Origin of the sequence: Pedococcus sp., assembly GCF_036554925.1 — a bacterium.
GTDB lineage: Bacteria > Actinomycetota > Actinomycetes > Actinomycetales > Dermatophilaceae > Pedococcus_A.
On the sequence record NZ_DATBMI010000156.1, the window covers coordinates 24,749 to 38,842 of the forward strand.

Below are 14,094 nucleotides of genomic sequence, written 5' to 3' on the forward strand. Positions count from 1 at the left end.
ACACGACAGACCACCCCAGGAGGCGCAGCATGGCAGGCCAGGCACGGGACGCGGAGTTCGACGCGTTCTACCGCGAGACCGCCCGGCGCGTCGTGCACCTCGTCTACGCCTCCACGGGTGACCTCGGGCTGGCCCAGGACTGCACCCAGGAGGCCTACGCCCGGGCCTGGCAGCAGTGGACGACGGTGCGCACCCACGACGACCCCCTCGCGTGGGTGCGCACCGTCGCCAGACGCCTGGCGATCTCGGCCTGGCGCAAGAGCACCGGCCAGGAGCGTGCCTACCGCCGGCACGGCACCACGGGCGACACCGGCCCACCGAACGAGGACCGCGTCGCCGTCGTCGCCGCCCTGCGGACCCTCAGCGAGCCGGTCCGCGAGGCCGTGACGCTGCACTACATCGGCGACCTCAGCGTCGACCAGATCGCCCACGAGACCAACACCCCCGCGGGCACCGTGAAGGCCCGCCTGCACCGAGGTCGAGCCCAGCTAGCCGCCGCGCTGCGCCACGAGGAGTACCACCATGCCTGACATCGAGACCTGGACCCCTGAGGACGACGCCCTGGTCCGCCAGGCCCTGGGGTCCCTGCGTGCCGACAGCGACACGGTCGAGCTGGCCGACCCGTTCCTCATCCGGTCGCGCGGCGACGGCCGCCGGCGCCGCACGCTGCTCGGGTGGACCGCCGGCGCCGCGGCTGCGGCGATCGTCGCGGCCACCGTCGGGTATGCCGCGATGGGCCGTGACGGCGCGACGCCCGTCCCACCCGCCACCAGCACCGCCACGGCTCCCGCACCCACGACCGGCTCCGAGGGGCTCCTCGCGACGCCGTCCGTGCTTCCGCTGGGCGCTGAGTGGCAGCAGCGCCTCGGCCTGCGCACCACCCCGGTGGTCCAGGCCCAGCCCGCCTACGAGGGCAACCTGTGCCAGACCCTCGAGCCCGGCACCCGGGCCGAGGCCCAGCGGGTCGTCGCCGATCCTGCCCGCCCGGATGAGACCTTCCTCGGGGTGCAGACGCGCTACACGTTCGCGACCGAGCAGATGGCCGTGGCCGGGGCGGAGACCCTCGCCAAGGGGATCGCCTCGTGTGCGGCTCCGGTCAGCCCGACCCCGCGCGTCGACCCGCGTGGTGGCGCCCGCGAGGGTGAGCGGTTCTGGTCCTACACCAAGGACGGCGAGACCGGCTGGCTCGGCCTCGCCCAGTCCGGGCGGAGCGTGGCCTGGCTCGAGGTCGGGGCGGGCACCGACGCCGGGCGGGCCACCACCGAGGTCGACATGGCCGGCCTGGTGTCCATCGCCCGCGAGCGGCTGCGGCGCTACGCCACGACGGCAGGGCCCAAGCCGGGCATCACCGCTCCCCCGCCCAAAGCCCTCGACGAGGACATGCCGGTCGTGGGGGTGGAGCCGCTGATTCCCTCGACCCTGTTCGTCGCGGCCTCCCAGTGGGCCTCGCCGGTGCTGACCGGAGGCCAGCGGAGCTACGCCGGCCCCGGCGCGCAGGAGGGCTCGGCGTCGATCGTGCAGTGCGAGACGGAGGAGTTCCAGGCCGGCGTCGGCGGGCGCTACGGCATCGTGTCGGTCCGGGCCGGGAGCGGCGATGCCAACTACATCGGCAAGCAGCGGGTCCGTCTCTTCGAGGACGTGCAGGCCTACGAGCTCGTGCAGGCCGACATCGAGCGACTCGACCAGCTGGTCATGAAGGGCTGCACCGACCCTGCCGGGAACACGACGACCGCGAGGCGCGGCCCTGTCAAGGGCACCTACCTGCTCACGACCAAGGTCACCGCCGAGGCCACCGGCACGCAGTACCAGTGGGTCGGCGTCACGGGGCAGCAGACGGAGGGGGCCGTCAGCACGATCGTCTTCCACGGCACCGGCGACGGCCAGGGCTTCACCGGCACGGCCGAGGAGGGCTTCACCGAGCTGCAGCGCCTCATGGACCTCGCCGCCCAGAAGTAGCCCCCACGGCGGCGCGACCACCCGCCCCGCGGCATACCGGAAGCGGCCGGCCACCTCGAATGAGGTGACCGGCCGCTTCGCGTCGCTGGGGTTGGCTCAGCCCGCAAGGCCCTGCATGATCTCGCGCATGAGCTGGGCGGTCTCGGACGGCGTCTTGCCGACCTTGACGCCGGCGGCCTCGAGGGCCTCCTTCTTCGCCTGCGCGGTGCCGGAGGAGCCGGAGACGATGGCGCCGGCGTGGCCCATGGTCTTGCCCTCGGGGGCGGTGAAGCCCGCGACGTAGCCGACGACCGGCTTGGTCACGTTCTCCTTGATGTAGGCCGCCGCCCGCTCCTCCGCATCGCCGCCGATCTCGCCGATCATGACGATCGCATCGGTCTCGGGGTCGTTCTGGAAGGCCTCGAGGCAGTCGATGTGGGTGGTGCCGATGATCGGGTCACCGCCGATGCCGACCGCCGAGGAGAAGCCGAACTCCTTGAGCTCGTACATCATCTGGTAGGTCAGCGTGCCCGACTTGGAGACCAGGCCGATGCGCCCGCCGCCGGCGATGTCGGCGGGGATGATGCCCGCGTTGGACTTGCCGGGGCTGATCAGGCCGGGGCAGTTCGGGCCGACGATGCGGGTGGTGCCCTGCTCCTGCGAGTAGGCGAAGAACTCGGCGGTGTCCTTGACGGCGATGCCCTCGGTGATGACCACGGCGAGCGGCATCTCGGCGTCGATCGCCTCGACCACGGCCGACTTGGCGAAGGCCGGCGGCACGAAGATGACCGACACGTTGGCGCCGGTCTCCTTCATCGCCTCGGCCACGCTGCCGAACACGGGGACGGTGGTGCCGCCCTCGAAGTCGACGGTGGTGCCCGCCTTGCGCGGGTTGACCCCGCCGACGATCGCGGTGCCGGACTTGAGCATGCGCTGGGTGTGCTTCATGCCCTCGGAGCCGGTCATGCCCTGGACGATGACCTTGGAGTTCTCGTCGAGAAAGATTGCCATTGGTGTGAGTCCGTCTCTCTTGGTCTGCCGGGCTTACTTGGAGGCCAGCTCGGCGGCCTTGCGGGCGGCGCCGTCCATGGTCTCTTCGATGATCACGTGCGGGTGGTTGAACTCGGCGAGGATGCGCCGGCCCTCCTCGACGTTGTTGCCGTCGAGGCGGACGACGAGCGGCTTGTTCTCCTCGTCGCCGAGCTTCTTCAGCGCGCCCACGATGCCGTTGGCCACCGCGTCACAGGCGGTGATGCCACCGAAGACGTTGACGAACACCGACTTCACCTGCGGGTCGCCGAGGATGATGTGCAGGCCGTCGGCCATGACCTCGGCGGAGGCGCCGCCACCGATGTCGAGGAAGTTCGCGGGCTTCTGGCCACCGAACTCCTCACCGGCGTAGGCGACGACGTCGAGGGTCGACATGACCAGGCCCGCACCGTTGCCGATGATGCCGACGGAGCCGTCGAGCTTGACGTAGTTGAGGTCCTTCTCCTTGGCGGCGGCCTCGAGCGGGTCGGCCGCGGCCTTGTCCTCGAGCGCGGCGTGGCCGGGCTGGCGGAAGTCGGCGTTCGCGTCGAGGGTGACCTTGCCGTCGAGGGCGATGATGTCGCCGTCCTCGGTCTTCACCAGCGGGTTCACCTCGACCAGCGTGGCGTCCTCGTCGCGGTAGACCTCCCAGAGCGACGTCAGCACCGGGACGATCTTGGCGCCGGTCTCGGCGTCGAAGCCGGCCGCGTCGACGATCTCGCGGGCCTTGGCCTCGTCGATGCCCGTGTTGGGGTCGACCGCGACCTTCGCGAGCGCGTCGGGGCGCTCGACCGCGAGCTGCTCGATCTCCACGCCGCCCTCCTTGCTGCACATCGCGAGGTAGGAGCGGTTGGCCCGGTCGAGCAGCAGCGAGAAGTAGTACTCCTCGGCGATGCGCGCGCCCTGGGCGATCATCACGGTGCCCACGGTGTGGCCCTTGATGTCCATGCCGAGGATGGCGGCAGCGTGCTGCTCCGCCTCCTCCGGCGACTTGGCGACCTTGACGCCGCCGGCCTTGCCGCGCCCGCCGGTCTTGACCTGGGCCTTGACGACGGTGACACCGCCGCTCCTGGGGCCGATCTCCTCGGCGGCCGCACGGGCCTGCTCGGGGGTGGTGGCGGTCTTGCCGGCCAGAACCGGCACTCCGTGCGCCTCGAACATGTCGCGCGCCTGGTACTCGAAGAGATCCACGGGTCGAATCCGTCCTCGTCTGCGAAGGGGGTGGTCCGGCCCCGAGACTAGCCCTGTGCGGTGCGGCCCCGCCCGTCCGGGTCGACCGCTGGGACCAAACTCACGCTGCGCGGGTATGCCGCGTGGCGGACCACGCGGCATACCGGCGCCCAGCGCGTCAGCGCACCGTGACGGCCTGCCCGGGCGCGACGAGCAGCACCCAGACGGGCCCGCCGGGTGCCATGGTCACCGGTTTCCCGGCAGCGGTGATGCTGGTGGGCGCCGCCACGCCCTTGCGCGACCACGCGCCGTTCCAGGCCTTCCCGCCGCGGAGCACGGTGGCCTTCCCGCTCCCGGTGACCTGCACGACGGGGGTGGGCATGCCGTTGACGTCGCGGTTGCCGGAGAGCCGGGTCCTCACGTACTGCACGACGACCGTGGACGCCCCGTGCTGCACCCGGTCGGCCCCGGTGTCGGGCCGCCCGTCCGTGGTGACGAGGTACTGCTTGCGCTGGGCGCTCCACGTGAGGGTCACCCGGGAGCCGGGCCAGCGGGCGGTGACCGACGACGCGGCGGTGCCGCCGGCCGCGGGAGGGCCGTAGCGGAACCCGATGTCCTGGGGACGCACGCTTCCGCCCGCCCGCGCCAGCAGCGCCTTGGTCTCGCCGACGACGTTGTACGGGGCGGGGCGGGAAGGGTCCCGGTGGAAGCCGGTGCGGGAGGCGTCGAAGCTCAGGTTGACCTGCTGGCCCCGGGGGAGCAGGCGCAGGGTGTAGGGCGAGCCGCCGGAGTAGGCGAACGCGACCTTGCCGTAGTTGCCCAGCAGGTCGACGTCGGACTCCCGGGCGCTGCGAACCGGCCCGACCTCGGCAGGCATCCGGGTGGAGAAGACCGCCAGCAGCCGGGTGAGCCCGCCCTCGACCGGCTCGACGTAGACGACGTCGGCCTGGTTCAGGCCGATGCGCGGCCGGGCGCTGGGGGTGTTGTCGATCTTGACCGCCAGGACGGGGCCGCCCGCGAGGGCCGCGAGGGTCGGTGACGGCTTCGGCGTGGGGGTGGTCGTCGGCGTGCTGGTCGAGGGCGCCGCTGTGGCGGGGCGGGCGGCTGGGTCCTCACCCGAGCAGCCCGCCAGGGCCACGGAGGTCACGAGCGCAGCCGCCGCCGTCGACAGCGCGGCCCGGCGCACCGCGTGTCGGGGGGTCATGACCACGAGCGTAGGACGAGCGACCGGCGATTCCCGGGAGGCAGGCGGGTCCGCGGACGCGACCCCGGGGCGTAACCGTGCCTGCCACGCGGTCGTTGTCCGGCAGGAGGGGGCGGCCAGCGTGGGCCTGCGCCCACGGCCGCGGAGGTTCCCGATGACGCAACCCCAGCACTGCCCTGACCGCAGGGCGGGCCACGCCCGGCGACGCCACCGGGGGCTGGCCCTCGCGGCAGCTCTTCCCCTGGCGATCCTCACGGCGTCCGCGGTGGCCGCGCCGACGTCCGCGGGCGCCGAGCCACGTGGCGCAGCAGCAGCACGGGGGGCAGCAGGACCACGCTTCGAGCGCCTCGACGGCGTCGACGTCTTCCGCGGCCTCACCTTCACCGTGCCTGCCGGGCGCGACGACCTCGGCCGCCCGCAGACCTGCACCATCGACGCCGACCTCTACCGCCCCCACTCGGCAGGCAGCACCCGCCGAGTGCCTGCCATCCTCACGACCAACGGCTTCGGCGGCAGCAAGGCGGACCAGGCCGGGCTCGGCCACGCCTTCGCCCAGCGCGGCTACGCAGTCCTCTCGTACACCGGCCTGGGCTTTCCGGACAGCGGCTGCAGGATCTCCCTCGACGAACCCGCCGTGGACGGCGAGGCGGCGCGCTCGCTGGTGACGTTCCTCGGCGGCGGCAGCTCCGCGGCATACGCATCGGCGGACCTCGCCGGCGCGCCGGCCGGGCCGGGCACCCTCACCGTCGACTTCACCCGGCTGGACGACCCGAGCCGCCACGACCCCCGCGTCGGCATGGTGGGCGGCTCGTACGGCGGGCAGATCCAGTTCGCGACGGCTGCCGTCGACGACCGGGTCGACACGCTGGTGCCCCTGATCACCTGGAACGACCTGCGCTACTCCCTCGCGCCCAACAACACCAGCCTCACGACCGGCACGACCTATGCGGACTCCAGCCCGGGGACCCAGAAGGTCGGCTGGACGTCGCTGTTCTTCGGCGTGGGCATCGCCGACGGCCTGACCGGCGCCACCATCGACCCGGCGCGCAACGTGGGCTGCCCGAACTTCGTGGTGCAGGCGTGCCAGGCCAAGGCCACGCTCGACACCCTGGGGTTCCCCACCGCCGACACCTACCGGCTGACCGACCGGGTGTCCGTGGCGCACTACCTCGACCGGGTGCGCGTCCCGGTGTTCCTGGTGCAGGGCCAGAACGACACGCTGTTCAACCTCCAGGAGGCGGTCGCGACGTACCGGGGGCTCAAGCGCCGCGGCGTGCCCGTGGCGATGGCGTGGCAGTCGTGGGGCCACTCCGGCGGGGCCAACGGGGCGAGCGGGGCCGCCCCCGGCGAGCTCGACCTCACCGGCGCGGACATCGAGGGCACCTACCTCGGGCTGCGCATCAAGAACTGGTTCGACCACCACCTCAAGGGCACGGGTGCCCCCACGGGGCCGGAGTTCGCGTACTTCCGCGACTGGGTGCCGTACACCGGCAGCGCCGCGCCGGCGTACGCCGCGGCCTCCTCCTACCCCGTCGGCACCGCGCAGACGTGGTACCTCTCCTCCGCCGACGAGCTGGTGGCCTCCCGCGCCCGGGTCCTGCCCGGCTCGACGAGCTGGTCCAACCCCGGCGCCGGGGCGTTCGCCTCGTACTCCGAGGTCTCCGCACTGGAGGGCCAGGTCGCCCTGCCGGAGGGTGTCCGCACGCCGTTCGACACCCCGGGCACCTTCGGGTCCTGGACGACACCTGCCCTCGGCAGGCCCACCACGATCGTGGGATCACCCACGCTCGACGTGCGCTTCGAGTCCCCCGCGGTGGCAGCGGCCCAGGCCGTGGGCCCGGCGGGGCAGCTCCAGGTGTTCGCCAAGCTGTACGACCTCGCGCCCGACGGCACGCCGACGCTGGTGCACAAGCTGGTCAGCCCGGTGCGTGTCGCGGACGTGACCCAGCCGGTGCACATCGAGCTGCCGGCCATCGTGCACCGGGTGCCCGCGGGGCACCGCCTGCGCCTCGTCCTCGCCAGCACCGACGCCGCCTACAAGAACGCGTATGCCGTGCAGCCGGTGACCGTCCGAGCGGACCCCCGTTCCCCCGCGGCCCTGCGGCTGCCCGTGGTGCCCTAGGAGGGCACCGCCCGGCGGCCGGGCCGCCTCAGGGGCGACAGCGTCTGGCGTGGCCCTCGCGGCCCCGCGTGGCTCAGTGCGCCTCGACCGAGGACCGGACCCAGTCGACGATCTCGGTCGTGGTGGCGCCCGGGGTGAACACCTTGGCGACCCCGAGCTTCTCGAGCTCGGGGATGTCGGCCTCGGGGATGATCCCTCCGCCGAAGACCACGATGTCGCTGGCGTCGCGCTGCCGGAGGAGGTCCATGACCTTGGCGAAGAGCGTCATGTGGGCGCCGGACAGGACGGACAGGCCGACCGCGTCCGCGTCCTCCTGGATCGCCGCCTCGACGATCTGCTCCGGGGTCTGGTGCAGGCCGGTGTAGACGACCTCCATGCCTGCGTCGCGCAGGGCGCGGGCGACGACCTTCGCCCCGCGGTCATGGCCGTCCAGCCCTGGTTTGGCCACAACGACGCGCAATGGGGTCTCACTCATGGGCGCAGACTAGCCCCACCCGGAGCCCGCTGGGGGCCGGGGTGAGGGCGCGCACCCGGAGCGCCCCGGATTTCGACCGCGACCCGCGCCCGCTTTCGCGCGCCTGGTGGTCCGAGAGCGGCTAGCGTCGGAGGTGCCATGTCGCAGACCCTCCCGCGATCGTCCCGGCCCGCCGCAGCGGAGCGGCCCACGCCGCGGTCCCCGTTGCGCCGTCACCGCTCGATGCTGAGCAGGGCCGTGGCCCACGCGTCGTCGGCGGTGACCGGTGTCGCGAGGGCGGCCGACGACGTGGTGGGCGGTGCGGCCCGGGCGCTGGCGACACCCTCCGGCCTGGTCGGCGCCGCCGTGGAGGCTGCCTGGCTGACCACCCACCTTGCCTTCTACCCGTGGGGGCTGCTCGTCCGGCACGGGTCGGAGAGCCAGCACGGCTACCGCGTCGAGCACCTGCCGCCCGTGCAGCGCGGGCTGGTGATCTCCGACGTCGAGGCGGCCGGGACCCCGATCCTGCTCGTGCACGGCATGGTCGACAACCACTCGATCTTCACCCTGCTGCGCCTCGGCCTGCGACGGCGCGGCTTCGGCCGGGTCACGACCATGAACTACTCCCCGTTCACGGCAGACGTGCGGGTCGCGGCGGCCCGCCTCGCCGAGGAGGTCGAGTCGCTGGTCGCCGAGACCGGCTACGAGCGCATCCACGTGGTCGGCCACAGCATGGGTGGGCTCATCGCGCGCTACTACGTGACCCGGCTCGGAGGTGACGAGCGCGTGCACACCCTGGTGACGCTCGGGACACCTCACCAGGGCACGTACACGGCATACGGCTGGAACAACCAGCTGACCAAGCAGCTGCGCCCGGGCAGTGGGCTCATGCGTGAGCTGGACCAGCCGGTCCCGGACTGCGGCACCCGCTTCGTCGCCTACTGGTCCGACCTGGACCAGATGATCTTCCCGCAGCGGTTCGCGGCGCTCGAGCACCCCGACCTCGCGGCCAGGAACGTCGACCTGCACGGCGTGGGCCACATGTCGCTGCCGATCATCGGCAGCGTGGTGCACGGCATCTCCACCACGCTGGCCCACCTCGACTCCGCAGGCCACACCGTGACGCCCGGCGTGACCGAGCTGGCTCGGCGGCGCACCTAGCGGACTCCCGGCAGGAACTCTGCCCAGACGTGCCACGCTGCGCCCACGGCTCGGCTACAGTGACGCGCGGCACGTTCCACCGCACCGGTATGCGGCGGTCTGCCCCCTTCTGCGGCGTTGCGAGCTTGTGACAATACGGGATGAAACGGACACGAGAACTTGACGAAGATTTTGCATAACAAACAGGTCACGCTAGGGTCTTGCACTCCGTGTCCCCTGCACGTGAGGTAAGTACTTCGTGAGTTCTCGTTACGAGGGCCGCCACCGCGGCTCCAGCAACGGACGACGCATCCCCCAGAGTCTTCGATCCGGCTTCGCCCTGCCGACCGCAGCGGCAGCCACTCTGGTGGTCACCGCCACCGGCGCCACCGTCGCCCAGTCCGCCCCCATCAGCCTGGACCTGACCGGCGCCGAGGCCGCCAAGACCCGCGCCGCGGACGCCGCCTTCGAGCGCGCCGAGGCCACCCAGCGACGCCAGCAGTACGAGCTCAAGGTGTCGGCTGTCCGTTCCCGCGTCGAGCAGGAGCAGCGGGCGTCCCGCGACCAGGCCCGTAAGGCAGTCGCCAAGAAGAAGGCCGTCGAGGCCGCCAAGGCCAAGGCCCTCGCCGCCGCCGAGAAGGAGCGCCGCGAGCGCCACAAGTGGGTCAAGCCCATCGCCGGCGCGACCTTCACCTCCGGCTACGGCTGGCGCTGGGGCCGCATGCACAACGGCAACGACTTCGCCACCCCGGTCGGCACCCCGCTGGTCGCGATGTCGAGCGGAACCGTGACGTTCGTCGGCCAGGACGGCGGCTACGGCAACAAGATCGAGATCGAGTACTGGGACGGCACCGTCTCCTGGTACGCGCACCTCAACACCTTCAACGTCTCGGTCGGCCAGCAGGTCTCCCCGGGCGACCTCGTCGGCACCACCGGCAACACCGGCAGCTCGACGGGCCCCCACCTGCACCTCGAGATCCACCCCGGTGGCGGCGGTGCCGTGAACCCCGCCCCCTGGCTGCACGAGCACGGCCTGCAGTAGGCCCCCTCGGCAGCAGCGAGAAGCGCCCCCCTGGACGTCAGCGTCCGCGGGGGCGCTTCGCGTGTGGCCGGCGCCCCGCCCCCACCGGACGAAGGCCCCCCGGCACCAGCCCGACCAGGGGGAGGCAACCGGGCTAGAGCTTCTCGAGGGGGGCGTAGCGCAGCAGCAGCCGCTTCACACCGGTCTCGGCGCCGAAGTCGACGTGGGCCATCGCCTTGTCGCCCTCGCCCTCGACCCGGACCACGGTGCCGAGTCCGAACGAGTCGTGGGTGACCCGGTCGCCGGAGGACAGGCTGATCACGGGCCGGTTGCCGGGCGAGCGCACCCCCGGGCGCGACGCCAGTCGCGCGACGGCCGGCGCCGAGCCTCGCGAGGCGACCTGCGCGGCACCGGTGCGCTGCCAGTCGACGAGGTGGTCGGGGATCTCGTCGAGGAAGCGGCTGGCGGGGTTGTACTGCGGGGCGCCCCAGGCCGAGCGGACGGCTGCCCGCGACAGGTGCAGCCGCTCCCGGGCCCGCGTGATGCCGACGTAGGCCAGCCGGCGCTCCTCCTCGAGCTCGCGGTTGTCGGCGAGGGCCCGCAGGTGCGGGAAGGTGCCGTCCTCCATGCCGGTCAGGAACACCACGGGGAACTCGAGGCCCTTGGCGGTGTGCAGGGTCATCAGGGTGACGACTCCCTGCTCCTCGGCCTCGTCGCCGTCGGGGATCTCGTCGGCGTCGGCGACCAGGGACACCTGCTCGAGGAAGTCCTCCAGGGACGCGACCTCGCCGGTCTCGGCGCGCGTCTCGTCGAACTCGCGTGCCACGGCGACGAGCTCGGCGAGGTTCTCGATCCGGGTCTCGTCCTGGGGGTCGTGGCTGGCCCGCAGCTCGGCGAGGTAGCCGCTCTTCTCGACGATGGCCTCGAGCAGGTCGGCCACGCCGGTGTCGTCGCGCTCGGCGACCGCCCGCAGCTCCTCGAGCAGGCCCGTGAAGCCCTTGATGGCGGTGACCGACCGCGTGGCGATGGCGGGCGCGTCCTCGGGTCGGCCGAGGGCCGCGATGAAGGGGATCCGCTCCCGCTCGGCCAGGGCCGCGATGCAGGCCTCGGCACGGTCGCCGATGCCTCGCTTGGGGACGTTGATGATGCGACGCAGGTTGACGGTGTCGGTGGGGTTGGAGATCACCCGCAGGTAGGCCAGCGCGTCCTTGACCTCACGACGCTCGTAGAAGCGTGTCCCGCCGACGACCTTGTACGGCAGGCCGACCCGGACGAAGACCTCCTCGAGGGCACGGGACTGGGCGTTGGTGCGGTAGAAGACGGCGACGTCCTTGGGCTTGACCCCGTGCTCGTCACCGAGCTCGTCGATCGTCTTGGCGACGAACGACGCCTCGTCGTGCTCGGAGTCGCCGACGTAGCCGACGATCCGGGCCCCGTCGCCCGAGTCGCTCCAGAGGTTCTTCTTGCGACGCTCGGGGTTCTTGGCGATCACCGAGTTCGCCGCCTGGAGGATCGTCTGGGTCGAGCGGTAGTTCTGCTCGAGCAGGATGGTCCGCGCATCGGGGTAGTCCTGCTCGAACTCGACGATGTTGCGGATCGTCGCGCCCCGGAAGGCGTAGATGGACTGGTCGGCGTCGCCGACCACCACGAGCTCGGCCGGGGGGACGCTCGGGCCGTCGGCGCCAGGCACACCGGCGTCGTCGGAGCGCCCGACCAGCTCGCGCACGAGCTGGTACTGCGCGTGGTTGGTGTCCTGGTACTCGTCGACGAGGACGTGGCGGAACCGACGGCGGTAGTGCTCCGCGGCCTCCGGGAAGGCCTGCAGGATGTTGACCGTCGTCATGATGAGGTCGTCGAAGTCGAGGGCGTTGGCCTCGCGCAGCCGGCGCTGGTAGGCGGTGTAGGCCTCCGCCAGCACGCGCTCCTGGTGGGTCCCCTCACCGACCCGCGACGCGAAGGTCTCCTCGTCGACCAGCTCGTTCTTGAGGTTGCTGACCTGGTGGCTGAACGAGCGCGGCGGGTAGCGCTTGGGGTCGAGGTCGAGGTCGCGCATGACCATGGACATCAGGCGCTGGCTGTCGGCGGCGTCGTAGATGGAGAAGGTCGACTTCATACCGACCTTCGCGGCCTCCCGGCGCAGGATCCGCACGCACGCCGAGTGGAAGGTCATCACCCACATCGCCTTGGCACGCGGGCCGACGAGGGCGGCGACCCGCTCGCGCATCTCGGCGGCGGCCTTGTTGGTGAAGGTGATCGCCAGCACCTGCCCCGGCTGCACCCCGCGGGCGCCGAGGAGGTAGGCGATGCGGTTCGTGAGCACCCGCGTCTTGCCCGAGCCCGCGCCCGCCACGATGAGCAGCGGGCTGCCCTCGTGGAGCACCGCCTCGCGCTGCTGCGGGTTCAGCCCCCGCAGCAGCTCCTCGGGGTCGGTGTGGCGCGCGGCCGGGCCATCGGGACCGTGCCCTTCGGCGGCGGCCTGGGCCCACGTGGGTACGCCGCGGTCGTCGACCGCGGTGGCGCGGGCAGCCTCAGCGGACGGCCGGGAGTCGGGGAAGGGCAGGTCGTCGAAGAGCGTGCTCATGTTGGGTCCCAGCCTACGTTGCCGCGGCGACACCACCCGCACCGCCGCGGGGCCCTCACCGGCCGCGGAGGATCCGCTGCGGCAGCACCGGCAGCCCGGTCAGGAGCGGCAGCGTGAGGGCGGACCGCTGCTGCCACTCCTCGCGCTGCCGGGCCCGCCGCTCGAGGTCGAGCTCGAGGAGCACCTGCTCCACTGCCGCGAGGATGGAGCCCCGCAACAGCCACAGACCCGGGTCGGCACTGGGCCTGCTGATGAGCAGCTCAGCCAGGATCGCCCTGGTCTCGCGCAGGATCTCGAGGCTGGCGGCCAGGGCGCGCTCGGCCTCCTCCTGGTCGCGCTCGGCCTCGGCGCGGACCAGCTGGCCGAAGGCCCGCAGGCAGTCGGCGATGTCGTTCAGCACGACCGCGAACGCCTGCCGGGCCTCCTCGTCGTAGGCCGGTGAGCCGGGGCGGTCGGCCCGCCGCCCAGCGCCAGGCGGCTCGTCGGGCAGCTCCTGCTCGTCGGGCAGCTCCTGGAGGATGACCACGAACAGCGCACGGATCGCCAGCACGCAGCCCTCGAGCCGGTCCAGGCCGCTGCGCAGCACCGGCTCGACATGCCGGGTGCCGAGCGCTCGCGGGTTGAGCTTGCGCGCCTCGCGGACATGGCTGACCGCCGCCGAGGCGGAGGCGACGAGGCCGAAGACGGCGCGGGCCTGGTCGGCCCAGCCTGCGAGGTCCCGGCGGCGCACCTGCCCCGCGGCCAGGGACCGGGCTGCGCCGTCGAGGCACTCGGCAGCCGCGTACGCCACGCGCACCACCTGCGAGCTGGCGCTCCGGATGGGGACCGCGGTGGGTGCGACCACGTTGAACAGCACCCCGACCGCCGCGCCGACCAGCGTGTGCACGACCCTGGCCTCGGCCGCGAGGTCGGGCGAGACGACCCCCAGGATGAGCATCGCGCTGATCGGCACCTCGAGCGCCTGGGCCCCCAGCCGGAACACCTTGGCCAGGAGCAGCGAGGCTGCGATGACGGCGCCGAGGCTCCACCAGGTCAGGCCCGCGAGCGTCGAGAAGGCGACCGCGACCAGCACCCCGGTCAGCACCGCCCCGACGCGCAGCAGTCCCATGCGCACGGTCGAGTAGGCCGAGGCCTGCAGGACCAGCAGCGCCGTCAGCGCGCTCGTGAGGTCGAGCACCGCCCCGGTGATCTGCACCGCGATGAGCCACGCGATGACGGCAGCGGTGGTGAGGCGAAGCACCTCGATGCCGGTCCCCCGCAGCCGTCGAGGCAGGTCGCGCCACGTGCGAGGTCGCGTGGGCCAGGCGAGGTCCGCGGCGCGCTCGGCCAGTGCCAGCCAGGACTCCTGCCCACACACCACAGGCAGAGCGTGGCACACCGCGGCCGGGCGGGCGCGGGTGGAGCGCAGCGGCGGAAAACCCGTTGCCTCGCCCGCGTA

Annotated in this window: 11 protein-coding genes; 5 read left to right on the forward strand and 6 right to left on the reverse strand. The window is 72.6% G+C overall.

Annotated elements, in window-relative coordinates:
• Nucleotides 1-29: 29 nt before the first annotated feature.
• Together VIB11_RS12665 and VIB11_RS12670 are read left to right on the forward strand one after the other, a co-directional pair.
• Nucleotides 30-530 carry a SigE family RNA polymerase sigma factor gene (locus tag VIB11_RS12665; RefSeq protein WP_332031592.1) on the forward strand — a complete coding sequence of 167 codons (501 nt, stop codon included), beginning with the start codon at nt 30-32 and terminating at the stop codon, nt 528-530.
• Entirely contained in the window at nt 523-1,956 is a 1,434-nt protein-coding gene (locus VIB11_RS12670) for a hypothetical protein (protein WP_332031593.1), read from the forward strand. The genes VIB11_RS12665 and VIB11_RS12670 overlap by 8 nt, the downstream gene beginning before the upstream one ends.
• Before the next feature lie 96 nt (nt 1,957-2,052).
• Here VIB11_RS12670 and sucD read toward each other — a convergent pair whose 3' ends face one another.
• The 3 genes from sucD to VIB11_RS12685 form a co-directional block, all read right to left on the reverse strand.
• Nucleotides 2,053-2,946 (reverse strand): succinate--CoA ligase subunit alpha, encoded by an 894-nt coding sequence (gene sucD, locus VIB11_RS12675; RefSeq protein ID WP_332031594.1) that lies wholly within the window; start codon nt 2,944-2,946, stop codon nt 2,053-2,055.
• 33 nt (nt 2,947-2,979) lie between these two features.
• Nucleotides 2,980-4,155: an ADP-forming succinate--CoA ligase subunit beta gene (gene sucC, locus VIB11_RS12680; RefSeq protein WP_332031595.1), complete on the reverse strand. Its 1,176-nt coding sequence runs from the start codon at nt 4,153-4,155 to the stop codon at nt 2,980-2,982.
• A gap of 157 nt (nt 4,156-4,312) precedes the next feature.
• Nucleotides 4,313-5,338, reverse strand: coding sequence for a DUF3048 domain-containing protein (locus VIB11_RS12685; RefSeq protein ID WP_332031596.1), 1,026 nt, complete (start codon nt 5,336-5,338; stop codon nt 4,313-4,315).
• A gap of 154 nt (nt 5,339-5,492) precedes the next feature.
• Between VIB11_RS12685 and VIB11_RS12690 the strand changes: the two genes are divergently transcribed.
• Nucleotides 5,493-7,460 (forward strand): alpha/beta fold hydrolase, encoded by a 1,968-nt coding sequence (locus VIB11_RS12690; RefSeq protein WP_332031597.1) that lies wholly within the window; start codon nt 5,493-5,495, stop codon nt 7,458-7,460.
• 73 nt (nt 7,461-7,533) lie between these two features.
• Here VIB11_RS12690 and VIB11_RS12695 read toward each other — a convergent pair whose 3' ends face one another.
• Nucleotides 7,534-7,935 carry a cobalamin B12-binding domain-containing protein gene (locus VIB11_RS12695; protein ID WP_332031598.1) on the reverse strand — a complete coding sequence of 134 codons (402 nt, stop codon included), beginning with the start codon at nt 7,933-7,935 and terminating at the stop codon, nt 7,534-7,536.
• Nucleotides 7,936-8,073: 138 nt separating this feature from the next.
• Between VIB11_RS12695 and VIB11_RS12700 the strand changes: the two genes are divergently transcribed.
• Entirely contained in the window at nt 8,074-9,075 is a 1,002-nt protein-coding gene (locus VIB11_RS12700) for a lipase family alpha/beta hydrolase (protein WP_332031599.1), read from the forward strand.
• A 238-nt stretch (nt 9,076-9,313) separates the two neighbouring features.
• The gene (locus tag VIB11_RS12705; protein WP_332031600.1) at nt 9,314-10,096 is read left to right on the forward strand and encodes a M23 family metallopeptidase; all 783 of its coding nucleotides are present in this window, start codon (nt 9,314-9,316) and stop codon (nt 10,094-10,096) included.
• A 133-nt stretch (nt 10,097-10,229) separates the two neighbouring features.
• On the opposite strand, the gene pcrA is transcribed toward VIB11_RS12705, so the two are convergent.
• Both pcrA and VIB11_RS12715 read right to left on the reverse strand, forming a co-directional pair.
• On the reverse strand, nt 10,230-12,656 hold the full coding sequence (pcrA, locus tag VIB11_RS12710; protein WP_332031601.1) for a DNA helicase PcrA: 2,427 nt from the start codon (nt 12,654-12,656) through the stop codon (nt 10,230-10,232).
• Between the two features lie 55 nt (nt 12,657-12,711).
• Nucleotides 12,712-14,016, reverse strand: coding sequence for an FUSC family protein (locus tag VIB11_RS12715; protein WP_332031602.1), 1,305 nt, complete (start codon nt 14,014-14,016; stop codon nt 12,712-12,714).
• Nucleotides 14,017-14,094: the final 78 nt, after the last annotated feature.

Bases quoted from the DNA above. Each gene is read 5' to 3' on its own strand.
- VIB11_RS12665 (WP_332031592.1), top strand. From the start codon at position 30: ATGGCAGGCCAGGCACGGGACGCGGAGTTCGACGCGTTCTACCGCGAG.
- VIB11_RS12670 (WP_332031593.1), top strand. From the start codon at position 523: ATGCCTGACATCGAGACCTGGACCCCTGAGGACGACGCCCTGGTCCGC.
- sucD (WP_332031594.1), bottom strand. From the start codon at position 2,946: ATGGCAATCTTTCTCGACGAGAACTCCAAGGTCATCGTCCAGGGCATG.
- VIB11_RS12685 (WP_332031596.1), bottom strand. From the start codon at position 5,338: ATGACCCCCCGACACGCGGTGCGCCGGGCCGCGCTGTCGACGGCGGCG.
- VIB11_RS12690 (WP_332031597.1), top strand. From the start codon at position 5,493: ATGACGCAACCCCAGCACTGCCCTGACCGCAGGGCGGGCCACGCCCGG.
- VIB11_RS12695 (WP_332031598.1), bottom strand. From the start codon at position 7,935: ATGAGTGAGACCCCATTGCGCGTCGTTGTGGCCAAACCAGGGCTGGAC.
- VIB11_RS12700 (WP_332031599.1), top strand. From the start codon at position 8,074: ATGTCGCAGACCCTCCCGCGATCGTCCCGGCCCGCCGCAGCGGAGCGG.
- pcrA (WP_332031601.1), bottom strand. From the start codon at position 12,656: ATGAGCACGCTCTTCGACGACCTGCCCTTCCCCGACTCCCGGCCGTCC.